Source organism: Streptomyces sp. CC208A (genome assembly GCF_030010625.1).
Classification (GTDB): Bacteria; Actinomycetota; Actinomycetes; order Streptomycetales; family Streptomycetaceae; genus Streptomyces.
In genome coordinates, this window is record NZ_JASCXN010000002.1 from 159066 (window position 1) to 182644 (window position 23579).

General features: G+C 73.6%; 21 protein-coding genes. 10 read left to right on the forward strand and 11 right to left on the reverse strand.

Annotation, left to right across the window (positions count from 1 at the left end):
- Positions 1-38: 38 nt before the first annotated feature.
- Entirely contained in the window at positions 39-686 is a 648-nt protein-coding gene (locus tag QK442_RS03020; RefSeq protein WP_282692194.1) for a TetR family transcriptional regulator, read from the reverse strand.
- Between the two features lie 173 nt (positions 687-859).
- Here QK442_RS03020 and QK442_RS03025 point away from each other — a divergent pair, with 173 nt between their 5' ends.
- A complete protein-coding gene (locus tag QK442_RS03025; RefSeq protein WP_282692195.1) occupies positions 860-2071 on the forward strand; it encodes an acyl-CoA dehydrogenase family protein in 1212 nt (403 codons plus the stop codon).
- A gap of 8 nt (positions 2072-2079) precedes the next feature.
- Here the strand turns inward: QK442_RS03025 and QK442_RS03030 are convergent, their stop codons facing one another.
- The gene (locus tag QK442_RS03030; protein WP_282692196.1) at positions 2080-2676 is read right to left on the reverse strand and encodes a hypothetical protein; all 597 of its coding nucleotides are present in this window, start codon (positions 2674-2676) and stop codon (positions 2080-2082) included.
- A gap of 124 nt (positions 2677-2800) precedes the next feature.
- Here QK442_RS03030 and QK442_RS03035 point away from each other — a divergent pair, with 124 nt between their 5' ends.
- Positions 2801-4180, forward strand: coding sequence for a cytochrome P450 (locus QK442_RS03035; RefSeq protein ID WP_282692197.1), 1380 nt, complete (start codon positions 2801-2803; stop codon positions 4178-4180).
- A gap of 89 nt (positions 4181-4269) precedes the next feature.
- Here the strand turns inward: QK442_RS03035 and QK442_RS03040 are convergent, their stop codons facing one another.
- The 3 genes from QK442_RS03040 to QK442_RS03050 form a co-directional block, all read right to left on the reverse strand.
- Positions 4270-4740 (reverse strand): hypothetical protein, encoded by a 471-nt coding sequence (locus tag QK442_RS03040; protein WP_282692198.1) that lies wholly within the window; start codon positions 4738-4740, stop codon positions 4270-4272.
- A gap of 93 nt (positions 4741-4833) precedes the next feature.
- A complete protein-coding gene (locus tag QK442_RS03045) occupies positions 4834-5625 on the reverse strand; it encodes a putative protein N(5)-glutamine methyltransferase (RefSeq protein WP_282692199.1) in 792 nt (263 codons plus the stop codon).
- A gap of 86 nt (positions 5626-5711) precedes the next feature.
- Positions 5712-6194, reverse strand: a complete 483-nt coding sequence (locus QK442_RS03050; protein WP_282692200.1) for a glutathione peroxidase — start codon at positions 6192-6194, stop codon at positions 5712-5714.
- A gap of 51 nt (positions 6195-6245) precedes the next feature.
- Here QK442_RS03050 and QK442_RS03055 point away from each other — a divergent pair, with 51 nt between their 5' ends.
- Together QK442_RS03055 and QK442_RS03060 are read left to right on the forward strand one after the other, a co-directional pair.
- A complete protein-coding gene (locus QK442_RS03055) occupies positions 6246-6470 on the forward strand; it encodes a DUF6011 domain-containing protein (protein WP_282692201.1) in 225 nt (74 codons plus the stop codon).
- Positions 6471-6509: 39 nt separating this feature from the next.
- Positions 6510-6974 carry a GNAT family N-acetyltransferase gene (locus tag QK442_RS03060; protein WP_282692202.1) on the forward strand — a complete coding sequence of 155 codons (465 nt, stop codon included), beginning with the start codon at positions 6510-6512 and terminating at the stop codon, positions 6972-6974.
- A 21-nt stretch (positions 6975-6995) separates the two neighbouring features.
- Here QK442_RS03060 and QK442_RS03065 read toward each other — a convergent pair whose 3' ends face one another.
- A complete protein-coding gene (locus tag QK442_RS03065) occupies positions 6996-7859 on the reverse strand; it encodes an acyl-CoA thioesterase II (RefSeq protein WP_282692203.1) in 864 nt (287 codons plus the stop codon).
- Positions 7860-7891: 32 nt separating this feature from the next.
- Positions 7892-10405, reverse strand: a complete 2514-nt coding sequence (locus tag QK442_RS03070; protein WP_282692204.1) for a DEAD/DEAH box helicase — start codon at positions 10403-10405, stop codon at positions 7892-7894.
- Positions 10406-10537: 132 nt separating this feature from the next.
- Here QK442_RS03070 and QK442_RS03075 point away from each other — a divergent pair, with 132 nt between their 5' ends.
- Both QK442_RS03075 and QK442_RS03080 read left to right on the forward strand, forming a co-directional pair.
- On the forward strand, positions 10538-11329 hold the full coding sequence (locus QK442_RS03075) for a metal-dependent hydrolase (protein ID WP_282692205.1): 792 nt from the start codon (positions 10538-10540) through the stop codon (positions 11327-11329).
- A gap of 126 nt (positions 11330-11455) precedes the next feature.
- Positions 11456-12157, forward strand: coding sequence for a triacylglycerol lipase (locus QK442_RS03080; RefSeq protein ID WP_282692206.1), 702 nt, complete (start codon positions 11456-11458; stop codon positions 12155-12157).
- 60 nt (positions 12158-12217) lie between these two features.
- Here QK442_RS03080 and QK442_RS03085 read toward each other — a convergent pair whose 3' ends face one another.
- Positions 12218-13999, reverse strand: a complete 1782-nt coding sequence (locus QK442_RS03085; protein ID WP_282692207.1) for an ABC transporter ATP-binding protein — start codon at positions 13997-13999, stop codon at positions 12218-12220.
- Positions 13996-15864 carry an ABC transporter ATP-binding protein gene (locus QK442_RS03090; protein WP_282692208.1) on the reverse strand — a complete coding sequence of 623 codons (1869 nt, stop codon included), beginning with the start codon at positions 15862-15864 and terminating at the stop codon, positions 13996-13998. The genes QK442_RS03085 and QK442_RS03090 overlap by 4 nt, the downstream gene beginning before the upstream one ends.
- A gap of 650 nt (positions 15865-16514) precedes the next feature.
- On the opposite strand from QK442_RS03090, the gene QK442_RS03095 reads away from it, so the two are divergent.
- Both QK442_RS03095 and QK442_RS03100 read left to right on the forward strand, forming a co-directional pair.
- On the forward strand, positions 16515-17366 hold the full coding sequence (locus QK442_RS03095) for a hypothetical protein (RefSeq protein WP_282692209.1): 852 nt from the start codon (positions 16515-16517) through the stop codon (positions 17364-17366).
- Positions 17311-17901 carry a hypothetical protein gene (locus QK442_RS03100; protein WP_282692210.1) on the forward strand — a complete coding sequence of 197 codons (591 nt, stop codon included), beginning with the start codon at positions 17311-17313 and terminating at the stop codon, positions 17899-17901. Before QK442_RS03095 ends, QK442_RS03100 begins: the two co-directional genes overlap by 56 nt.
- 7 nt (positions 17902-17908) lie before the next feature.
- On the opposite strand, the gene QK442_RS03105 is transcribed toward QK442_RS03100, so the two are convergent.
- Complete coding sequence (locus tag QK442_RS03105) at positions 17909-20833, reverse strand: FAD-binding and (Fe-S)-binding domain-containing protein (protein WP_282692211.1); 2925 nt, start codon at positions 20831-20833, stop codon at positions 17909-17911.
- 34 nt (positions 20834-20867) lie between these two features.
- Positions 20868-21329 carry a MarR family transcriptional regulator gene (locus tag QK442_RS03110; RefSeq protein WP_282692212.1) on the reverse strand — a complete coding sequence of 154 codons (462 nt, stop codon included), beginning with the start codon at positions 21327-21329 and terminating at the stop codon, positions 20868-20870.
- A gap of 177 nt (positions 21330-21506) precedes the next feature.
- On the opposite strand from QK442_RS03110, the gene QK442_RS03115 reads away from it, so the two are divergent.
- Together QK442_RS03115 and QK442_RS03120 are read left to right on the forward strand one after the other, a co-directional pair.
- The gene (locus tag QK442_RS03115) at positions 21507-23342 is read left to right on the forward strand and encodes an ABC transporter ATP-binding protein (RefSeq protein WP_282692213.1); all 1836 of its coding nucleotides are present in this window, start codon (positions 21507-21509) and stop codon (positions 23340-23342) included.
- A 49-nt stretch (positions 23343-23391) separates the two neighbouring features.
- Entirely contained in the window at positions 23392-23523 is a 132-nt protein-coding gene (locus QK442_RS03120; protein ID WP_282692214.1) for a hypothetical protein, read from the forward strand.
- The last annotated feature ends 56 nt before the right edge of the window (positions 23524-23579 follow it).

A 23579-nucleotide genomic window follows, 5' to 3' on the forward strand; every position in this document is an offset into this window, starting at 1 on the left:
CCGCTCGGGGGCCGGACCGGTCCCGGCGGCGGGCCCGGTCAGAAGCCCGGGCCGTCCGCGCGGTCGTCGGCTTCGGCGAGGCGGCCCCAGAGGAGGTCCGCGAGGGAGCGGACCAGTTCGGCGCGGGCGCAGGGGCGCTCGCCGAGCCACCAGTCGCCGGCGGCGTGCATCATGCCGACGATGCCGTGGCCCCAGATCCGGGCCTGCGCCTCGGCGCCGGGGCCGAGGTCGACGCGCTCGGCGATGACCTGGCCCAGCTCCTCGCCCATGCGGCGAAGGAGCGGCGCGGAGTGGCGGCCGACGTCGAAGCCCTGCTCGGACTGGTGGGGTTCCTCGGCCGGGTGCATGAGGAAGCGGTAGACCTGCGGCATCGCCTCGATGGAGGCGAGGTAGGTGTCGAGGGTGGACTCGACCCGGCGGCGCCGGTTGGCGGGGGCGTCGAGCGCGGCCCGCAGCGAGGCGAGCAGGGCGTCGGTGTGGCGGGTGGCGAGGGCGCGGTAGAGGCCGCCCTTGTCGCCGAAGTGGCGGTAGAGGATCGGCTTGGTGATGCCGGCCTCGGCCGCGATCGCGTTCATGGATGCCTGGGGGCCGTCGCGGAGCACCACCCGGTCCGCCGCCTCCAGCAGTTCGCGCCGCCGCTGCTCGGCGGGCTTCTGCTGGTCGGTGGTCCGGTGTGCGATGTCCATAAGCGTGTCTCCCCGCCCGTGCGATGACCTGAGGCTGTCGCAACGTAACACCCGACCGGCGTCCCGTGCCGAACCACCCGATCCGCTTCGTCCGCGAGGACCCGCAGGTTGACAGCCGTACCCACTGGTAACAGACTGGCGTTACCGTAAGTAACGCACTGCTGGGAGGGCACATGGCCGAGTTCACGCTCGAACTCAACGAGGACCAGAGGCAGGTCCGCGACTGGCTCCACGGCTTCGCCGCGGACGTCATGCGGCCGGCCGCCGCCGAGTGGGACGAGCGTGAGGAGACCCCCTGGCCCATCATCCAGGAAGCGGCCAAGCTGGGCATCTACTCCCTCGACTTCTACGCCCAGCAGTTCTTCGACCCGACCGGCCTCGGCATCCCGATGACCATGGAGGAGCTCTTCTGGGGCGACGCGGGCATCGCCCTCTCCATCGTCGGCACCGGCCTCGCCGCCGTCGGCGTCCTCGCCAACGGCACCGAGGAGCAGATCGGCACCTGGGTGCCGCAGATGTACGGCGACGCGAACGACGTCAAGGTCGCCGCCTTCTGCTCCTCCGAGCCCGACGCCGGCTCCGACGTGGCCTCCATGCGCACCCGGGCCGTCTACGACGAGGCCAAGGACGAGTGGGTGCTCAACGGCACCAAGACCTGGGCGACCAACGGCGGCATCGCCGACGTCCACGTCGTCGTCGCCGTCGTCGACCCCGAGCTCGGCTCCAAGGGCCACGCCTCCTTCATCGTGCCGCCGGGCACCCCCGGCCTCTCCCAGGGCCAGAAGTTCCAGAAGCACGGCATCCGCGCCTCGCACACCGCGGAGGTCGTCCTGGAGGACGTGCGCGTCCCCGGCTCCTGCCTGCTCGGCGGCAAGGACAAGCTGGACGAGCGGCTGGCCCGCGCCCGCGAGAAGGCGAAGTCCGGGGAGCGCGTGAAGAACGCCGCCATGGCCACCTTCGAGGCCTCCCGCCCGGCGGTCGGCGCCATGGCCGTCGGCACCGCCCGCGCCGCGTACGAGGTCGCCCTCGACTACGCCAGGACCCGCGTCCAGTTCGGCCGGCCCATCATCGAGAACCAGGGCGTCGCCTTCCAGCTCGCCGACATGGCCACCCGGATCGACGCCGCCCGCCTCCTCGTCTGGCGCGCCTCCTGGATGGCCACCGCCGGCAAGCCCTTCACCCACGCCGAGGGCTCCATGTCCAAGCTGTACGCGAGCGAGGTCGCCAAGACCGTCACCGCCCAGGCGATCCAGATCCTCGGCGGCAACGGCTACACCCGCGAGTACCCCGTCGAGCGCATGCACCGCGACGCCGCCATCTACACGATCTTCGAGGGGACGAGCGAGATCCAGCGCATGGTCATCAGCCGCGCCCTGGCGAAGTAGCCGGGTGCTCAGCCGAACCAGACGACCAGGCGGACGTTCCCGTCACCGTGGACGGCCGCCAGGTCGCGCATGACCGCCCAGACCGGACCCCAGTGCTCGCCGTCCGGCGGGGCGAACGGGCGGGGCGTGTACACCACCGGGCGGTAGACGGCCCCGTCGAGCCGGACCTCGCCGCCGGGCGGCCACTCGTACGGCCACAGGTCCTCGCCGAACAGCTCCTCCGCCGCGTCCAGGACCGCGAGCGGCGTCCGGGCCACGTGGTCCAGGGCGAGTTCGCCGTCAGGGCCCGGCCGCCACACGCCGACGTGGTTCCCGTCGGCGCGGTCGTTCAGCGGCGCGTCCCAGTCGACGGCCGCCACCTCGGCCCAGGTGGCGTAGGAGTGACTGTGGTTCACCTCGTCGGCCGGTACGTCGTCGGAGACGTCGTCCGGGACGCCCCGCCGGTCGAACAGCGGCCGCTCCACCTGGAGCCCCCCGCCGTACCCGAACAGGCACTCCCAGGCCTCCCGGTCGCGCACGAGCGCGCGGTCCGGCAGCCGGTCACGCGTCTCCCAGCGGCCGTCCGCCCCGCGTACCTCGATCACACCGTCGATGTCGCTCCCCACGAGCGGGATGCTAACCGCCGCTCCCGGACGGCCCCTTGGGTCACCGACAACCACGCCCGGAAGCTACCCTCCGGTCACTCCCTGGGGGAGAATCGCCGCAGCGCCGCGATCAAGGGGGAGACCTGTGTCCACCGAAACCCACACCCGCACCGAAGCACCCGTCCTCGCCGGACTGCCCGTCCTCGGCTCGATGTTCGACCTCAAGAACGACTCGCTCGGCACCTTCCTGCGCGCCCGGCGCGAACTCGGCGACGTCGTCCGCATCACCGCGGGACCGCCCGGTGCCCGCGCCCAGGTGTACGCCGTCTTCTCCGCCGAGGGCGCCCAGCAGGTCCTCGCCGGCGAGTCCGCCAACTTCCGCAAGGACAACGCCTTCTACCAGGAGATCCGCGAGTCCTTCGGCAACGGCCTGCTCACCAGCCAGGACGACGACTACCTGCGCCAGCGCCGGCTCGTCCAGCCCCTCTTCACCAAGCGCCGCGTCGACGGCTACGCCGACGCCATCGCCACCGAGGTCACCACCCTCACCGGCGAGTGGGAGAAGGCCGGCGCCACCACGGTGGACGTCCTCCACGAGTCGACCCGGCTCGCCCTGCGCGCCGTCGCCCGCATCCTCTTCGGCACCGACGTGGACTCCGCCGTCGAGGTCGTCGAACGCTGCTTCCCCGGCGTCGGCTCGTACGTGCTCCGCCGCGGCTACGCCCCGGTCAAGGTGCCCCGCGACTGGCCCACCCCCGGCAACCGGCGGGCCGCCGCCCTCCACCAGGCGCTGTACGAGGAGTGCGACCGGATCATCGCCACGCGGCGGGCCACCGGGCGGGAGGCCGCCGACGGCGACGACCTGCTGACCCTGCTCATGCGGGCCGAGAGCGCCGAGGACGGCGCCTTCGACGCCACCGAACTCCGCGAGCAGGTCCTCGTCTTCCTCCTCGCGGGACACGAGACGACGGCCACCTCGCTGGGCTTCGCCCTCCACCTCCTCGCCCTCCACCCCGAGGCGCAGCGCCGCGCCCACGAGGAGGTCGACCGGGTCCTCGCGGGCCGCACCCCCGGCGCCGCCGACCTCGACGCCCTGCCGTACGTGACGCGGGTCCTGAAGGAGGCGATGCGGCTCTTCCCGGCCGCCCCCGTCATCGGCCGCCGGGCCGTCGCCGCCACGACGATCGGCGGCGTCGCCATCCCGGCCGGCGCCGACGTCATCGTCGCCCCCTGGGTCACCCACCGGCACCCCGCCTACTGGGAGGACGCCGAGCGCTTCGACCCGGACCGCTTCACCCCCGAGGCGGAGGCCGGCCGGCCCCGCTACGCCTGGTTCCCCTTCGGCGGCGGACCCCGGGCCTGCATCGGCCAGCACTTCTCGATGCTGGAGTCGGTGATCGCGCTCGCGATGATCCTCCAGCGCCACGGCCTGGAGGCCGTGGACACCGAGGTCCCGCTCACCTCCGCGATCACCCTCCAGGCCGGCGGCCCGGCCCGCTGCCGGCTCGTTCCCCGCGAGGGCTAGGCCGTTCCCTCAGGGGCACCCCTCCGGCCGGACGAGGACGGCGGGGTGCCACGGGCACCGGGAGCCCGGCAGGTTCCGGAAGAGACGGCCTAGCGGTCCGAACCCCAGCGCCAGAGCAGTTCGCCGCCTTCGGGCACGGCGGCCCAGCGGGCCGCGGCGGCGTCCAGACGGGGCCCTGTCCTCGCCAGTGCCTCGGCGTCCAGCGGAGCCGGGCCGACGCCACGGCCCTCCGTGGGGAGACCGCGCCAGACCCGGTAGGCCCAGTTCACCGACAGCTCGGCCGCCATGACGGCGTCGCCGTCCCGGCGCAGCACCTTCAGCCCCGAGCGGCGGTGCCGGCCCGGCGTGACGAGCTCGAAGCCCTGGAAGGTGGCACCGCGCTCCATCGCCCCCCAGAACCCGTCGCCGATGCCGAGGGCGGTCTCCACGACCGCGTGGACCAGATCGTGCGGCATGCTCGGGCCGTCGGCCTGGGCGGGCAGTCTGACGTCCGGCCCCTTGCGGGCGCGGACCAGGAGCTCGTGCTGTTGACCCGGCAGCTTCCGGAAGACCATCTCCATCACGCGCGATGTTAGGCGCCTCCGCCCCCGCCGCCCATCGATTTTCCGCGGAGCCGGCCCGCCGAGGACACCGACGCCCCCGGCCGCCGGGCGTCAGTCCTCCAGGGTGGCGACGAGCACGGTCGCGTACCGCTCCTCGCAGGAGAAGAACCGCGGCGACAGCCCGTGCGAGGAGACGGCCTCGGCCGCCGCGCCGGTCTGCCGCTCGCTCGTCTCGACGAGCAGGTGCCCGCCCGGCGCCAGCCACTTCGGCGCCTCGGCGGCCACCCGGCGCAGCACGTCGAGGCCGTCCGGGCCGCCGTCCAGCGCGACCAGCGGTTCGTGCTCGCGGGCCTCGGGCGGCAGCAGGCCGACCTCCCCGGTCGGTACGTACGGCACGTTGGCGACCAGCACCTCGACCCGCCCGCGCAGGGCGTCCGGCAGCGGCGCGAACAGGTCGCCCCGGAAGACCCGGCCGCCGCGCGGCTCGATGTTCCGGCGCGCGCACTCCACCGCCGCGGGCTCGACGTCCGCGGCGTACACCCGCGCGTCCGGCACGGCCGACAGCAGGACCGCGCCCGCCGCCCCGGAACCGCAGCACAGGTCGACGCAGAGGGCACCGGGCGCGGCCAGCGCGACGGCCCGCTCGACGAGGAACTCGGTGCGCCGCCGGGGCACGAAGACCCCCGGGTCCACGGCGATCCGCAGCCCGGCGAAGTCCGCCCAGCCGACGACGTGTTCCAGGGGGAGCCCGGCGGCCCGCCGCTCGACGAGCACGTCGAGTTCGGCGGCGTCACGGGCCGCGGAGAAGAGGAGTTCCGCCTCGTCCTCGGCGAACACGCAGCCGGCGGCGCGGAGTCGGGAGACGGTGGTGGAGCGGAGGGCGGACGAGGGCGCGAGCGACATGGGGTGACCTTCCGGGAAACCGCCGACCCTACACCGGACCGGCCCCGGGGCGATCACCCGGGGCCGGTCCGCACGCTCGCCCCCGCTCAGCCGAGGAGCGCCTCGATCGCCGCGACGACCTCGGCGGCCTCCGGCTCGGTGCGCGGACGGAAGCGGGTCACGGTCCCGTCGGCGGAGATGAGGAACTTCTCGAAGTTCCACTGCACGTCGCCGGCCTCGCCGTCGGCGTCCGCGACCCGGGTCAGCTCCGCGTACAGCGGGTGCCGGCCGTCGCCGTTGACCTCGGTCTTCTCCAGGAGCGGGAAGGTGACGCCGTACGTCGTCGAGCAGAAGCTCCGGATCTCCTCCGCCGACCCCGGCTCCTGCCCGAGGAACTGGTTGCAGGGCACGCCGACGACGGTCAGACCGCGCTCCCCGTACGTCTTCTGCAGCCGCTCCAGGCCCTCGTACTGCGGGGTGAGGCCGCACTTCGAGGCCACGTTCACCACCAGCACGGCACGGTCCCGGTAGTCGGCCAGGGAGACCGGCTCACCGGTGAGGGTCTTCAGCGGAATGTCGTACAGACTCATGGGGGAGCTCCTCGTAAAGGGACCAAGGCGAGACTAAGGTGTGATGACAGCATGAAGGACGAACCGCTGGCAATCGCCGTCGATTCCCCCGGCGAAGCCGCCCGCCTCGTCCGCTGCCGTCTCTGCGGCCGCCCCCTCACCGGCGCCGGCTCCCGCCGCACCGGCCTGGGCCCCACCTGCGACGCCAAGCTCCACCCCCCGGCCCCCGACATCCGGACCCGCCGCCACGAGGTGGAGCAGGACCCCCTGCCGGGTCTGGACGGGACCGCGGGCTGAAGCCCCCACTCACCGATCCCTTCGAGAAAGCGTGCATCCATGTCCACGTCCCCCGACATCAAGGTCCGCCCCGTCCGCGCGGAGGACTTCCCGCAGTGGCGCGCCCTCTACCGCGGCTACGCCGACTTCTACCGGGTCGAGCAGACCGAGGAGGCGGCCCGGCGCGTCTGGTCGTGGGTGAACGACCCCGACCACGAGGTCGGCGCCCTCGTCGCCGAGGACGGCGGGGGCCGGCTCGTCGGCCTCGCCCACTACCGCCCCTTCGCCCGGCCGCTCTCGGCCACCGTCGGCGGCTTCCTCGACGACCTCTTCGTGGACCCCGCCCACCGCGGCTCCGGCGCCGCCGACCTGCTGCTCGCCGCCCTCCGCGAACTCGCCGCCGAGCGCGGCTGGAGCGTGGTCCGCTGGATCACCGCCGACGACAACCACCGTGCCCGCGCCAAGTACGACCAGGTCGCCACCCGAACCATGTGGGTGACGTACGACATGGCGCCCGGTCACTGATCCTCGGCCCCCGGGAGGCGCTCAGACCCGCCGGAACAGGCCCTCCTGGACCACCGACACGAGCATCCGGCCCGCCCGGTCGTAGATCCGGCCCCGGGCCAGTCCCCGGCCGCCGGTCGCGACCGGGGACTCCTGCTCGTACAGGAACCACTCGTCCGCCCGGAACGGCCTGTGGAACCACATCGCGTGGTCCAGCGACGCCATGTCGAAGCCGCGCGGTCCCCACAGGGGCTCGACCGGGATCCGCACCGCGTCGAGGAGGGTCATGTCGGAGGCGTACGTCACCGCGCAGGTGTGCACCAGCGGGTCGTCGCCCAGCGGCCCCACCGCCCGCATCCACACCGCGCTGCGCGGGTCCGCGTCCTTGACCTCGTCCTTCGTCCAGCGCAGCCGGTCCACGTACCGGATGTCGAAGGGCTGGCGGCGGGCCATCCGCTCCAGCGCCTCCGGCAGCGCCCCGAGGTGGTCGCGGATCTCGTCCGCCAGCTTCGGCAGGGTCTCCGGGTCCACCAGGTGCCGGGGCGGCAGCTGGTGCTCGAAGGCACCCGGCTCGGGGAGGTGGAAGGAGGCCGTCAGATTGAAGATCGTCCGGCCCTCCTGGACGGCCGTGACCCGGCGGGTCGTGAACGACCGGCCGTCCCGGACCCGCTCCACCTGGTAGACGATCGGCACGCCCGGCCGGCCCGGCCGCAGGAAGTACGCGTGCAGCGAGTGCACCGGGCGGTCCTCGTCCACGGTCCGCCCGGCCGCCACCAGGGCCTGCCCCGCGACCTGCCCGCCGAAGACCCGCTGGAGCGATTCCTGCGGGCTGCGGCCGCGGAAGATGTTCACCTCGATCCGCTCCAGGTCGAGCAGGTCCACGAGCCTGTCGGCGGGGTTGGTCACGAGCGTCCTCCTCGGGTGTCCTCGGATGTCCTCTACAGCTGTCCGACCGACGTCACGCGGACGACCGCCCGGCCCTCCTCGTCGGAGGCCGCCAGGTCCACCTCCGCGCTGATGCCCCAGTCATGGTCGCCGTTGGGGTCGGCGAAGGTCTGCCGGACGCGCCACAGGCCGTGCGCCGGGTCCTCCTCGATGGAGAGCAGCTTCGGGCCGCGCGCGTCGGGACCCGTCCCCAGGTCGTCGTACTCGTCCCAGTACGCGTCCATCGCCTCGCCCCACGCGTCCGCGTCCCAGCCGGACTCGGCGTCCATCTCGCCCAGCTCCCCGACCTTGTCGAGGGCGGCCAGCTCGACCCGCCGGAACATCGCGTTGCGCACCAGGACCCGGAAGGCGCGGGCGTTCGCCGTGACCGGCTTGACCTGGTCGGCCTTCTCCTGCGCCTCCTCGGCCGTCTCCACGTCCGGGTTGGCCAGCTGCTCCCACTCGTCGAGCAGCGAGGAGTCCACCTGGCGCACCATCTCGCCCAGCCAGGCGATCAGGTCCTCCAGGTCGTCCGTCTTCAGGTCGTCAGGGATGGTGTGGTCCAGCGCCTTGTACGCGCTCGCCAGGTACCGCAGCACGATGCCCTCGGTCCGCGCCAGCTCGTAGTACGAGGTGAACTCGGTGAAGGTCAGGGCCCGTTCGTACATGTCACGGATGACGGACTTCGGCGACACCGGGTGGTCGCCGACCCACGGGTGCGACTTCCGGTACACGTTGTACGCGTGCCAGAGCAGCTCCTCCAGCGGCTTCGGGTACGAGATGTCCTGGAGCCGCTCCATCCGCTCCTCGTACTCGACGCCGTCCGCCTTCATCTGCCCGACGGCCTCCCCGCGCGCCTTGTTCTGCATGGCGGCGAGGATCTGGCGCGGGTCGTCGAGCGTCGACTCGACCACGGAGACCATGTCGAGGGCGTACGAGGGGGATTCGGGGTCCAGCAGGTCGAAGGCGGCGAGCGCGAACGTCGACAGCGGCTGGTTGAGCGCGAAGTCCTGCTGGAGGTCGACGGTCAGCCGGATCGTGCGGCCCTCCGCGTCCGGCTTCTCCAGCTGCTCCACCACGCCGCCGTCGAGCAGCGACCGGTAGATCGCGATCGCCCGGCGGATGTGCCGGAGCTGGTTCTTCCGCGGCTCGTGGTTGTCCTCCAGGAGCTTGCGCATCGCCTCGAAGGCGTTCCCTGGCCGTGCGATCACCGAGAGCAGCATGGTGTGGGTGACGCGGAAGCGGGAGGTCAGCGGCTCCGGCTCGGAGGCGATCAGCTTCTCGAAGGTGTTCTCCGACCAGGCGACGAAGCCCTCCGGCGCCTTCTTGCGGACCACCTTGCGCCGCTTCTTCGGGTCGTCGCCCGCCTTCGCGAGCGCCTTCTCGTTCTCGATGACGTGCTCGGGCGCCTGCGCCACCACGAAACCGGCCGTGTCGAAGCCGGCCCGGCCCGCCCGGCCCGCGATCTGGTGGAACTCACGGGCCCGCAGCGTCCGCACCCGGTTGCCGTCGTACTTCGTCAGCGCGGTGAAGAGGACCGTGCGGATCGGCACGTTCACGCCCACGCCCAGGGTGTCCGTGCCGCAGATCACCTTCAGCAGACCCGCCTGCGCCAGCTTCTCCACGAGCCGCCGGTACTTCGGCAGCATGCCCGCGTGGTGCACGCCGATGCCGTGCCGCACATAGCGGGAGAGGTTGCGGCCGAAGGAGGTGGTGAACCGGAAGTTGCCGATCATCTCGGCGATCCGGTCCTTCTCCTCCCGCGTGCACATGTTGATGCTCATCAGCGACTGCGCCCGCTCCACCGCCTGCGCCTGCGTGAAGTGCACGATGTACACCGGCGCCTGCTTGGTCTCCAGGAGCTCGGTCAGGGTCTCGGTGATCGGCGTCATCCGGTACTCGTACGACAGCGGCACCGGCCGCGTCGCCGACCGGACCGTCGCCGTCGGACGCCCGGTCCGCCGCGTCAGGTCCTTCTCGAACATCGACACGTCGCCGAGGGTCGCCGACATCAGCACGAACTGCGCCTGCGGCAGTTCCAGGAGCGGGATCTGCCAGGCCCAGCCGCGGTCCTGCTCCGCGTAGAAGTGGAACTCGTCCATGACGACCTGGCCGATGTCGGCGTCCTTGCCGTCGCGCAGCGCGATCGAGGCGAGGACCTCGGCCGTGCAGCAGATGACCGGCGCGTCCGCGTTCACCGACGCGTCGCCGGTCAGCATGCCGACGTTCTCCGTGCCGAAGATCTTGCACAGGTCGAAGAACTTCTCCGACACCAGCGCCTTGATCGGCGCCGTGTAGAAGGTGACCTGGTCGTTGGCGAGCGCCGTGAAGTGCGCCCCCGCCGCCACCAGCGACTTCCCGGAGCCCGTCGGCGTCGACAGGATCACGTTCGCCCCCGACACCACCTCGATCAGCGCCTCCTCCTGCGCCGGGTAGAGCGTGATGCCCCGCTCCTCGGCCCAGGTGGAGAAGGCCTCGAAGAGAGCGTCGGGGTCGGCGGTCGGTGGCAGCTGATCGATAAGGGTCACGCTCCCATCTTGCCTGTATTCCGCTCGGATGAGGCAACCGGCCGTCGGACCCGAAGATCACGCCCGATAGGCTGCTCCGTCGACCGGCCGTCAACTCGACGCCGGCAGGGGAGAAACGGGGCGACACCGAACATGATGGGACCGGCGCACTCGCTGTCCGGAGCAGCGGCCTGGCTCGGCGTGGGAGCCGCCGCGGCCGCCTTCGACCACCCCATGCCCTGGCCGGTGCTCCTCGCCGGCGCCCTGCTGTGCGCGGGCGCCGCCCTCGCCCCCGACCTGGACCACAAGTCGGCCACCATCTCGCGCGCCTTCGGCCCCGTCTCCCGGGGCCTGTGCGAGATCGTCGACAAGCTCTCGTACGCCGTCTACAAGGCGACCCGCAGCCCCCAGGACCCGCGCCGCTCCGGCGGCCACCGCACCCTCACCCACACCTGGCTGTGGGCCGTGCTCATCGGCGGCGGCTGCTCGGCCGTGGCCGTCACCGGCGGCCGCTGGGCGGTCCTCGCCATCCTCTTCGTCCACCTCGTCCTCGCCGTCGAGGGCCTGCTGTGGCGGGCCGCCCGCGTCTCCAGCGACATCCTCGTCTGGCTGCTCGGCGCGACCAGCGCCTGGATCCTCGCCGGCGTCCTCGACCAGCCGGGCAACGGCTCGGACTGGCTCTTCACCGGCCCCGGCCAGGAGTACCTGTGGCTGGGCCTGCCGATCGTCCTCGGCGCCCTCGTCCACGACATCGGCGACGCGCTCACCGTCTCCGGCTGCCCGATCCTGTGGCCGATCCCCATCGCCCGCAAGCGCTGGTACCCGATCGGCCCGCCCAAGGGCATGCGCTTCCGCGCCGGCAGCTGGGTCGAGCTGAAGGTCCTCATGCCGGCTTTCATGGTCCTCGGCGGCGTGGGCGGGGCGACGGCACTCGGCTTCTTCTGATTCCGTGACTCCGACGAGGGCGCTTCCGGCGTGGGTTCTTCCGGCGCCGGGGTTTGGCGGGCGCGCGGGCGCACCAGATTTCCGGTGACCCCGCACCGCTCCCGCCCCGACCCCACCGGAGGCCCCATGCGCCGCAGCGTCACCACCCTCGTCACCGCTCTCGCCGCCGCCCTGCTCCTCGCGGCCCCGGCCGCCCCGCCCGCCACCGCCGACAGCGGCCCGGCCGCCGCCGGGCCCCGGCCGGTGATCCTCGTGCACGGACGCAACGCCGGCCCCGGCGTCTGGGGCTCCCTGAGCGAGCGCCTCCGGGCCGCGGGCCACCCCGCCGACCGGATCTTCGCGTGGAGCTACGACACCTCCCGCTCCACCAACGAGGTCCTCGCCGGACAGCTCGCCGGGTACGTGGACGAGGTGCTGCGCACCACCGGCGCCGACCGGGTCGACCTCGTCGCGCACAGCCTCGGCTCCCTGCCCACCCGCTGGTACGTGAAGCACGGCGGCGGCGCCGCGAAGGTCCGCGACTGGATCTCCCTGGCCGGCCCCAACCACGGCACCACCCTGGCGTGGGCCTGCGCCCTGTGGGACCAGGGCTGCCGGGACATGACCCCGGGCTCGTACGTGGTCTCCCGCCTCAACGAGGGCGACGAGACGCCCGGCACCGTCCGCTACACCACCTTCTGGTCCGCCGGCGACGGCCAGATCCTGCCCACCGGCAGCACCGCCCTCGCAGGAGCCCGCAACGTCCAGGTCGGCGACATGGGCCACAACGACCTGCTCGGCGACCCGGAGGTCGCCGCCGGGGTGATCGCCACCCTCGCGGCGCCCTGACGGGACACGGAACGGGGGCGTACCGACGCAGGCGGTACGCCCCCGTTCCCCGCGGCCTGCCTAGCCGTGCCAGGAGCGCCAGAGCGCCGCGTACGCGCCGTCCGCCGCGACCAGCTCGTCGTGGCTGCCCAGCTCGGTGATGCGGCCGGCCTCGACGACCGCGATCAGGTCGGCGTCGTGCGCGGTGTGCAGGCGGTGGGCGATCGCCACGACCGTCCGGCCGTCCAGGACCTGGCCCAGGGAGCGTTCCAGGTGGCGGGCGGCCCGGGGGTCGAGCAGGGAGGTCGCCTCGTCCAGGACCAGGGTGTGCGGGTCCGCCAGGACGAGCCGGGCCAGCGCGATCTGCTGGGCCTGCGCCGGGGTCAGTGTCCGGCCGCCGGAGCCGACCTCCGTGTCCAGGCCCTCGTCGAGGCCGCGCGCCCAGGCCTCCGCGTCCACGGCCGCCAGGGCCTCCCACAGTTCCCCGTCGGCGGCCCCCGGGCGGGCGAGGAGCAGGTTGTCGCGGAGCGAGCCGACGAAGACGTGGTGCTCCTGGTTGACCAGGGCCACGTGCTCGCGCACCCGCTCGGCCGGCATCCGCGCCAGCTCGGCGCCGCCCAGCGTGACCTCGCCCGTGCGGGGCCCGTAGATACCGGCGAGCAGCCGGCCCAGCGTGGACTTGCCCGCGCCGGACGGGCCGACCAGGGCGAGCCGGGTGCCCGGCGCCACCGCGAGGGACACGTCGTGCAGCACGTCCACGCCCTCCCGGTAGCCGAACCGCACCCCGTCCGCGGCGACCGTGCGCCCCTCGGGCCGTACGGTCTCGTCGCCGACGTCGGGCTCGATGTCACGGACGCCGACCAGACGGGCCAACGACACCTGCGCGACCTGGAGTTCGTCGTACCAGCGCAGCACGATCCCGATCGGGTCCACCAGCATCTGCGCGAGCAGCGCACCCGTCGTCAGCTGGCCCACGTCCATCCAGCCCCGGAAGACGCAGAAGCCGCCGATGGCGAGCACCCCGCACAGCACCGTCGTATGGGTGACCGTCACGACCGGGAAGAGCACCGAGCGGAGGAAGAGGGTGTACCGCTCCCATCGCGTCCACTCCAGGACCCGCCGGTCCGAGAGCGCGACCCGGCGGGCGCCGAGCCGGTGCGCCTCCACCGTCCGCCCCGCGTCCACCGTCTCGGCGAGGGCCGCGGCCACCGCCGCGTACCCGGCCGCCTCCGAGCGGTAGGCCGCCGGGGCGCGCCGGAAGTACCAGCGGCAGCCGGCGATCAGCAGCGGGGCCGCGATCAGCGCGGCGAGGGCGAGCGGTGGCGAGGTGACGGCGAGGCCGCCGATCAGGAGGCCCGCCCACACCACGCCGATCACGAGCTGGGGCACGGCCTCGCGCATGGCGTTCGCGAGCCGGTCGACGTCGGTGGTGATGCGGGAGAGCAGGTCGCCGGTGCCCGCGCGCTCCAGGACGCCCGGCGGCAGCCCGACGGCCCGGACCAGGAAGTCCTCCCGCAGGTCGGCCAGCATCTCCTCGCCGAGCATCGCCCCGCGCAGCCGGACCATCCGCACGAACACGGCCTGCACGACGACCGCGGCGGCGAAGAGGACGAGCGTGCGCTCCAGGCGCAGGTCGGCGGCGCCGTCGGAGAGCCGGTCCACCAGGCGGCCGAGCAGATAGGGCCCGGCCATGGAGACGACGACGGCGACCGCGTTCACCCCGACGAGGAGCGCGAAGGCGGTGCGGTGCCGGCGGAGCAGATCACGGACGTAGGCCCGGACGGTCGCGGTGGCCGCGACGGGCAGGGTGGTGGCGGTCGTCGGGGCCGCCGGGTCGTACGAGGGCGGCGCCAGGCCGATCATGCCGATTCCCCTTTCAGCGCTTCGAGGTCGTCCAGGTCGTCCAGGTCGTCCAGGGCGTTCAGTTCGTCCAGGCCGTCGAGGGGCTTCGGGTCTTCGTCCAGGCCGTTCAGCTCCTCGTCCGTCTCCCGGGTCACGACCGCCCGGTAGCGCGGCTCCGCGGCGAGCAGCTCGCGGTGGGTGCCCGCGGCGACCGCGCGCCCCTCGTGGATCAGGACCACCCGGTCGGCGAGGTCGAGCAGCAGCGGGGAGGAGGCGAGGACCACCGTCGTCGCGCCCGCGCGCAGCTTCCTGATCCCGGCCGCCACCCGGGCCTCGGTGTGCGAGTCGACCGCCGAGGTCGGCTCGTCCAGGACGAGCACCCGCGGATCGGCGACGAGCGAACGGGCCAGGGCGAGCCGCTGGCGCTGGCCGCCCGAGAGGGACCGGCCCCGCTCGGTGATCCGGGTCCGCATCGGATCGCCGTCCGCGCCGACCGACGCCTGGGCGAGCGCGTCGAGGACGTCGTCGCACTGGGCGGCGGCCAGCGCCTCCTCGGGCCGTACGGCTCCGGAGGAGGGCACGTCGAGGAGTTCGCTCAGGGTCCCGGAGAGCAGCACCGGCTCCTTGTCCTGCACCAGGACCGCCGTCCGGGCCTCCTCCAGCGGAAGCCCGTCGAGCGGGACGCCGCCGAGCAGCACGGAGGCGTGGTCCCCGGCGGGTTCGGCCGGATGGCCGCCGAGCCGGTCCGCGAGCCGCCCGGCGAGGTCCGGGTCGCCGCAGACCACGGCGGTGAACCGGCCCGCGGGGGCGAGCAGCCCGCTCGACGGGTCGTACAGGTCGCCGTCGGCCGTCTCACCGCCGGACCCCTCGGCGGCCTCGGTGGGCTCGGTGGCGCGGCGCAGCGCCAGGACGCGGGCGGCGCGCTTCGCGGACGGCCGGGAGAAGGCGAAGGCCATCCCGATCTCCTCCACGGTCCGCAGCGGATGGTGGGTCAGCGCCACCGCGCCGTACACCGTCACCAGCGCGCCCACCGAGATCCGCCCGTCGGACACGAGCCCCGCCCCGTACCCGACGACGGCGATCAGGAGCACGCCGGGCAGCAGGACCTGGACGGCGGCGATCAGGGCCCACATGCGGGCGCTGCGCACGGCCGTGCGGCGCACCTCCTGGGAGGCGGTCCGGTAGCGGCCCAGGAACAGCTCCTCGCCACCGATCCCGCGCAGCACCCGCAGGCCGGCCACGGTGTCGGAGGCGAGTTCGGTGGCCTTGCCGGCCTTGGCACGCTGCTCGTCGGCGCGGCGGGTGGCGGCGGGCAGGAGCGGCAGCGAGGCGAGCGCGAGCGCCGGGACGCCGAGCGCCACGACGAGACCGAGCGCCGGCTCGTACACGACGAGTCCCGCGCAGACCGCGACCAGGGTGACGGCGGAGGCGGCGAAGCGGGAGAACGCCTCCACGAACCAGCCGATCTTCTCCACGTCGGACGTGGAGACGGCGACGACCTCGCCGGCCGCGACCCGGCGGGTCAGCAGCGAGCCGAGCTCGGCCGTCTTGCGGGCGAGGAGCTGCTGGACGCGGGCGGCGGCGGTGATCCAGTTGGTGACGGCGGTGCGGTGGAGCATCGTGTCGCCGACGGCGATGCCGACGCCCAGGGCCACGAGCACGCCGCAGCCGAGGGCGAGCAGGCCGCCGTCGTGCTCGACGACGGCCTGCACGGCGAGGCCGACACCGAGCGGGAGGGCGGCGATGGACAGCTGGAGCAGCAGCCCCCACAGCAGGGACCTCGCCTGTCCGCCGATCTGCATGCGTCCGAGCCAGACCAGGAACCGGGTGCCCGAGCGGACGTCGGGAACCCCCGGGTCGGCGTACGGGAGTTGATGGATCTGCATGACGTCCCAAAGGCTGTTCGGGGGCGGACGGGGGGTGGACGGGGGGTGGACGCGGAGCCGGACGGCGGCACGCGGGCGCACGCCGGCGGGGTCCTTGTCAGGTTCGCCCTTCCGCCCGCCCCGGGGCAACGGGTTTTCGGTCGAGGACACCCGGTCGGGCAGGGTCCCGCGACCGCCGCGGAGGCGTGTGGGACCGAAGGGGCTTGCTTGACGGGCGACTTGGGTGTGACCAAGGGTTACAGCCGATGTCACGGTCAACTCCGGCTCTGATGAGAGCAGTTCATGCACGGACTGTCCTCGCGCGCCAGGAACCGACAGGGCCGGAAGGGCCGGTGGGGCGCTCTGCCGGCGTCGCTGACGGTGGCCGCCTCACTGGCCGGTGCCGCGGCCCCGGCGGGAGCGGAGGAGGGCGGCGCGGTGTCCGTCGGACCGGCGCGGATCGACGTACCGGGATCGGTCGGGAAGTCCAGGGCCGAGCGGGAGAAGGCGCTGCGCGCGTACTGGACGCCGGAGCGCATCGAGGAAGCCGTGCGCGTCGGTGACGGGTGTGCCGGTGGTGCCCGTGCCGGTGGCAGACGGCGACGGCCGGCCGGGGTGGGGCGGAGACGGCGCGGGCCTCCGGTCCCGTCCCCGGGCAGGCGATCGACCAGGTGGGGAAGGTCTTCTTCAACTTCCCCGGCGGACAGCCGGGTTCCTGCACGGGGACCGTGGTGGACTCGCCCTCCGGAAGGGTCGTGATCGCGGCGGCGCACTGCGTCGAGCACGGCGGACCGGGCGGGGAGTGGTTCACCAACTTCGCCTTCGTGCCCGCGTTCGAGAACGGGGAGGAGCCGCTCGGCCTGTTCACGGTGGCCGACGTCGCCACGGACGGACTGTGGGCCGGCGACGCGGACGAGACGCACGACTACGGCGTCCTGGTCGTCAACGACGACGCCGAGGGCGAGACCGTCGCGGACGTGGCCGGCGCCCTTCCCCTCCGCACCACGCCGAGCGCCACCGCGAACGTGCACATCACCGGCTACCCCGCCGCAGGGGGGTACGACGGCAAGAACCAGGAGCACTGCGAGGACCTGACCGAGCCCACCCTGCCGCCGAGGAAGCTGATCTGGGTCAACTGCCCCACCATGGAACAGGGCGCCAGCGGCGGCCCCTGGCTCCACGGCTTCGACGCGACCACACAGGAGGGGGAGATCTACGGCGTCAACACGATCCTCGACGACCTGGGGAACATCTACACTCCCCCGGTTCGACAACAGGACGCTCCAGATGGTCGCCATCATGGACATGGCGGCCGGAGCCATGTGACCGCCTTCGTGCGAGCAGTCGGGAGAGGGGTGGAGCACCATGGAGGAACCACCGCGCAGGGGGCGCCCGCCTCGGTACAAGCGGGAGGGCCGGGAGCGCCCGCACCTCGGGAGCGACCACCCCTACTGGACCCCGGAGCGGATGGCCGCCACCCGGGGTGCCCCCTACCCGGCGCTCGAGCCCTTCGCCCGGCGTGAGCCGGAGCCGCCCCGCCTCCTCGACCCGGCGGCGGGGGGTCCGCCGCCCCGCGTCGTCCGGACGGGCCGGCCGGCCTTCTGGCTCGCCACGCCGACCGGCCGGGAGCCGTACGAGCCCCGGCGGCTCCTGTACGCGCTCCTCGCCGCCGACCTCGGCATCGCACCCGAGCGGCTGGTCGTCGACGACGGGCCCTGCCCGTGGTGCGGGACGCGGCACGGCTTCACCGCCGGTGACGGCACCGACGACGGCCCGTCGGTCCGCTTCGGGGTCGTCACGGCGGGGCGCACCGCCGTGTACGCCCTGTCCGACACGGCGGTCGGTCTCGGGCTCGGAGAGCGCCTCGGCCCCTCCGCCCGGGCCGAGGCCGACGCCCGGTCCGCGGCCCGCAGGGGCGCCTACGACCAGATGGCCGTCCGGGGCCGGTGCGGACCGGGGCGGGACGCCCTCCCGGCCGACCTCACCTACGTGGCCGTACCGGGAGACCTCGTGGTCACCGCCCTCTGGCGCACGCCCGCGGAGCCGACGCCTTCCTGAGGAGGGCTCAGGGGCGGGTGGCGCGCTCCAGGGCGAGGAGGGCGGAGACGTACCGGCGGCCGGTGGCGCGCTCCATGCCGATCTCGCACATCCGGTTGGCCGAGAGGTGCGCGTCGAAGGGGCGGGCGGTGACCTCGGCGGCCTCGCGGGCCGTCGCCGAGGCCGTCAGCTCGGGATGGAGCATGCCCCGGTCGCCGGCGAAGGCGCAGCAGCCCGCGTCGACCGGCACGACGACCTCCTCGGCGCAGAACCCGGCGATCTCGGTGAGCTCGTCCACGACGCCGAGGTGCCGCATCGAACAGGTCGGGTGCACGACGGCCGCGCCCACCCGGCGGCGCACCTCAAGGCGGGGGAGGAGCTCCCGGGCCGCCCACACCGGGGAGTCCAGGACGGTCAGTTCGGCGTGCAGCGCGCGGTTGTCGTCGGTGAGGTGGGGGACGACCTCGCGGGCGAGGCCGAGGGCGCACGAGGAGGCGTCCACCACCAGCGGGAGCCGGCCGCCGGCGGTCCAGCCCCAGGCGGCCTCGACGATCCGGTTGGCCATCACCGCGTGGCCCTCCTCGTACCCCTTGGAGTGCCAGATGGTGGCGCAGCACGTACCGGCCACGTCCTCGGGGATCCACACGGGCAGCCCGGCCCGCGCCGAGACGGTGACGACGGCCTCCGGCAGGGAGGGGCCGGGGGTGCCCTCCGGGTTGCCGAAGACGCGGTTGACGCAGGACGGGTAGTAGACGGCGGCGGCCGCGGGGCGGTGGGTGCGGGGCAGCCTGCGGGGCGCCGCTCCGGGGAGCTCGGGCAGCCACTCCGGTACGAGATCGGGCCGGACGACCCTGCGGGCGAGGCCGGTCACCCGCTCCATGAAGCCGTCGCCCATCCGCCCGGCACCCCCCACGGCGAGCCGCGCCGAGGTCTCCACGAGACGGAAACGCTTCGCGGCGAGGGCGGCGATCCGCTCCTCGCGCGGGGAGTGCCGCTCGTGCCGGAACCCCCTCATCAGCGCGCCGGTGTCGATGCCGACGGGGCAGGCCAGCTTGCAGGTGGAGTCCCCGGCGCAGGTGTCCACGGCGTCGTAGCCGTACGCCTCCAGGAGCCGCTGTTCCACGGGGGAGCCGTCGGCCTGTCGCAGCATCTCCCGGCGGAGCACGATCCGTTGGCGCGGAGTGGTCGTCAGGTCGTGGCTGGGGCAGGTCGGTTCGCAGAAGCCGCACTCGATGCACGGGTCGGCGATCCGCTCCACGGCCGGGATGGTCTTCAGGCCGCGCAGGTGCGCCTGGGGGTCCCGGTCGAGGACGATCCGGGGGGCCAGGACCCCCTCGGGGTCGATGAGTTCCTTGGTCCGCCACATCAGCTCGGTCGCCTTCGGGCCCCACTCCAGCTCCAGGAAGGGGGCGATGTTGCGGCCGGTGGCGTGCTCGGCCTTCAGCGAGCCGTCGAAGCGCTCGACGGTGAGCTTGCAGAAGTCGGCCATGAAGGAGGCGTACCGCTCGACGTCGGCCGGGTCGGCGGCGTCGAAGGCGAGCAGGAAGTGCAGGTTGCCGTGGGCGGCGTGACCGGCGACGGCCGCGTCGAAGCCGTGCCGGGCCTGGAGGTCGAGCAGCTCCGCGCAGGCCTCGGCCAGCCGGGCCGGGGGCACCGCGAAGTCCTCGGTGATCAGGGTCGTACCGGCGGGGCGGGAACCGCCGACGGCCGTCACGAACGCCCTGCGGGCCTTCCAGTGGCCGGCGATCGTCCCGGGGTCGCGGGTGAAGGCGTTGTCGACGGAAGGGGTCGGGGCGACCAGGTCGAGCCCGGCGAGGACCTCGTCCGCCGCCCGCTCGTACGCGGCCAGTGCGGCCTCGTCGGGTGCCCGGAACTCGACGAGCAGCGCCGTGGCGTCCCGGGGCAGCCCCGCCCAGTCGGCCGGGACGCCGGGCACGCGCACCGAGGCCCGCAGCGTGTTGCCGTCCATGAGCTCGACGGCCAGCGCCCCGGCCTCGTTGAACCGGGGCACGGCCGCCGCCGCGGCGGGCAGGGACGGGAAGAGGAGCAGGGCGGTGGAGACCAGCCGGTCGAGCGGCAGGGTGTCGAGGACGACCTCGGAGAGGAAGCCGAAGGTGCCCTCGGAGCCGACCATCAGACCGCGCAGGATCTCCATCGGGGTGGCGCCGTCGAGGAAGGCGTCGAGACGGTAGCCGTTGGTGTTCTTGATCGCGTACTTGGCGCGGATCCGGTCCGTGAGCTCCTGATCGGCCTCGATCTCGGCCTTGAGGGCGAGCAGCCCCGCGCAGAGGCGTGGCTCTGCGCGGGCCAGCTCCTCGTCGGCGGCCGGGTCGGCGGTGTCGACGACCGTCCCGCTCGGGAGCACGAAGGTGAGCGAGGAGACCGTCCGGTACGCGCTCCGGGCGGTGCCCGCGGTCATGCCGGAGGCGTTGTTGGCGACGACCCCGCCGATGGTGCAGGCGACCGCGCTGGCAGGGTCCGGGCCGAGCACGCGCCCGTACGGGGCGAGGGCCGCGTTGGCGCGGACGACGGTGGTGCCGGGGCGGATCCGGGCCCGGGCGCCGCCGTCCAGGACCTCGACGCCCGCCCAGTGGCGGCGGACGTCGACGAGGATGTCCTCGCCCTGCGCCTGCCCGTTGAGACTGGTCCCGGCGGCCCGGAAGACCACCTCGCGGCCCTTGCCGCGGGCGTAGGACAGCACGGCGGAGACGTCGTCGACGTCCTCGGCGACCACGACCACCTGCGGCAGGAACCGGTAGGGGCTGGCGTCGGAGGCGTACCGCACCAGGTCGGAGACGCCCGAGAGCACCTTCTCGGGGCCGAGCAGCGCCGCCAGGTCCTCGCGCAGCCGCCGGGGGGTGCCCCGCGCCTGGAGGTCCGGGACCCGGTCCGGGGCCGGGGTCCGCTTCCGGCCCGGACGGAGCGACCGCGGGTTCGGTTCCAGCAGCGGCATGGCACGGCTCCCCTCGGCGCGGGCGCCGGAGGCCTCAGCAGCCGCTCTCCGGGGCGGGCCCGGCCAGGGCGGTCAGCAGACCTCCGAGCACCTCGCGCTGTTCGACGGTCAATGGAGCCAGGATGTCCTCTGCGGCGGCCCGGCGCGCGCTGCGCAGCTCCCGCAGCGTGGCGCGGCCCTCGTCGGTGAGCTCGATCCGCACCACCCGGCGGTTGGCCGGATCGGGCACCCGGCGCACCCGCCCGGCCGCCTCCAGACCGTCGACGAGGCTGGTCACGGCACGCGGGACGACCTCCAGGCGGGCGGCGAGGTCGGCCATCCGGGGCGGGGCGTCGCCGAACTGCGCGACCAGGCGAAGGAGCCGGGACTGGGCCGGGGTGATGCCGACCGGCTCCAGGTGGCGCTTCTGGATGCGGTGGAGCCGGCGGGTGAGCCGGAGCAGCTGCTCGGCGAGGAGCCCGTCGGGGTCGGGGGTGCTCACGGCGGGGGTGTTCATGCGGGAACGATATCAGGACCTAGCTCATTGTGAACATAGGTAAGAGTGAGCTATAGTCCGATGCGTGTCTTCATGTCCCGCCCCCGGGCCGTGTCCGCTCTTCGGATCCGGCCCGGCCCGAAGGGCGGATCCGGCCCGGCCCCCTCGGGCGCGGTCCCGAACCCCTCGAAGGAGCCCATGCGTCCCCACGACGAGTCCACCTGGACACCCCCGCCGCGCGATCCCGCGCAGCCGAAGGAGCCCGCCCAGCTGCGGCGCATTCTCGGCCTCTTCCGGCCCTACCGCGCCCGCCTCGCACTCGTCGGCCTGCTGGTCGCCGCCGCCTCGCTGGTCTCGGTCGCCTCCCCGTTCCTCCTCAAGGAGATCCTCGACACCGCGATCCCCGAGGGGCGCACCGGGCTGCTCAGCCTGCTCGCCCTCGGCATGATCGCCACCGCCGTCCTGACCGGCGTCTTCGGCGTGCTCCAGACCCTGATCTCCACCACGGTGGGCCAGCGCGTCATGCACGACCTGCGCACCGCCGTCTACGGCCGGCTCCAGCGGATGTCGCTGGCCTTCTTCACCCGGACCCGGACCGGCGAGGTCCAGTCCCGGATCGCCAACGACATCGGCGGCATGCAGGCCACCGTCACCTCCACGGCCACCTCCCTGGTCTCCAACCTCACCGCCGTCGTCGCGACCGTGGTCGCCATGCTCGCCCTCGACTGGCGGCTCACTGTCCTCTCGCTCCTTCTGCTCCCCGTCTTCGTCTGGATCAGCCGGCGGGTCGGCCGCGAGCGGAAGCAGATCACCACCCAGCGCCAGAAGCAGATGGCCGCCATGGCCGCGACCGTCACCGAGTCCCTCTCCGTCAGCGGCATCCTCCTCGGCCGCACCATGGGCCGCGCCGACTCGCTGACCGAGTCCTTCGCCCGGGAGTCCGAGCGCCTCGTCGACCTCGAAGTGCGCTCCTCCATGGCCGGACGCTGGCGGATGTCCGTCATCGGGATCGTCATGGCCGCCATGCCCGCCCTGCTCTACTGGGGGGCCGGCCTCGCGGTGCAGGCCGGCGGCGCCGCGATATCGCTCGGCACCCTGGTCGCCTTCGTCTCGCTCCAGCAGGGCCTCTTCCGGCCCACCGTGAGCCTGCTCTCCACCGGCGTGCAGATACAGACCTCGCTCGCGCTCTTCCAGCGCATCTTCGAGTACCTCGACCTCCCGGTGGACATCACCGAGCCCGAGGAGCCCGTCCGCATCGGCGCCGTCCGCGGTGAGATCGGCTTCGAGAAGGTCGGCTTCCGGTACGACCCCGAGGGCGCCGGCCGCCCCACCCTCGCCGGCATCGACCTCACCGTCCCCGCCGGTGGCAGCCTCGCCGTCGTCGGCCCCACCGGCTCCGGCAAGTCCACCCTCGGCCACCTCGTGCCCCGGCTGTACGACGTGACCGAGGGTCGGGTCACCCTGGACGGCGTCGACGTCCGCGACCTCGGCTTCGACACCCTCGCCGGGGCCGTCGGCGTCGTCTCCCAGGAGACGTACCTCTTCCACGCCTCCGTCGCCGACAACCTGCGCTTCGCCAAGCCCGACGCCACCGACGCGGAGATGGAGGCCGCCGCCAGGGCCGCCCAGATCCACGACCACATCGCCTCGCTGCCCGACGGCTACGACACCCTCGTCGGCGAGCGAGGCCACCGCTTCTCCGGCGGCGAGAAGCAGCGCCTCGCCCTCGCCCGTACGATCCTGCGCGACCCGCCGGTGCTCATCCTCGACGAGGCGACCAGCGCCCTCGACACCCGCACCGAGCGCGCGGTCCAGCAGGCCGTCGACGCCCTCTCCGCCGGGCGCACCACGATCACCATCGCCCATCGCCTCTCCACCATCCGCGACGCCGACCGGATCGTCGTCCTGGAGGCGGGCCGGATCGCTGAGAGCGGCACCCATGAGGAGCTGATGGCCCGGGACGGCCGATACGCCGCCCTGGTCCGCCGCGACGAACAGGCGAACGTGGGAGCGGTTGTTCCCGCGAACGTGTGATCGTCCCCGGTTTTCTCGCTCAACTCCCGTACGGCGTCGGATGATTACGGTGCGCAAGCGGCGGGCTGCAGACCGCGACTGCGCTGTCCCACGAAACACCTGTACGAGGAGAAGCACCACCATGAACGTGATCACCGATCTGCTCGCCGGCGTCCTCCACTTCCTGGGCTGGCTCGTCTGACGCTCGCAGTTCCCGGCGCCGCCGGCCCCCCGTCCCAGGGGGCCGGCGGCGCCGTC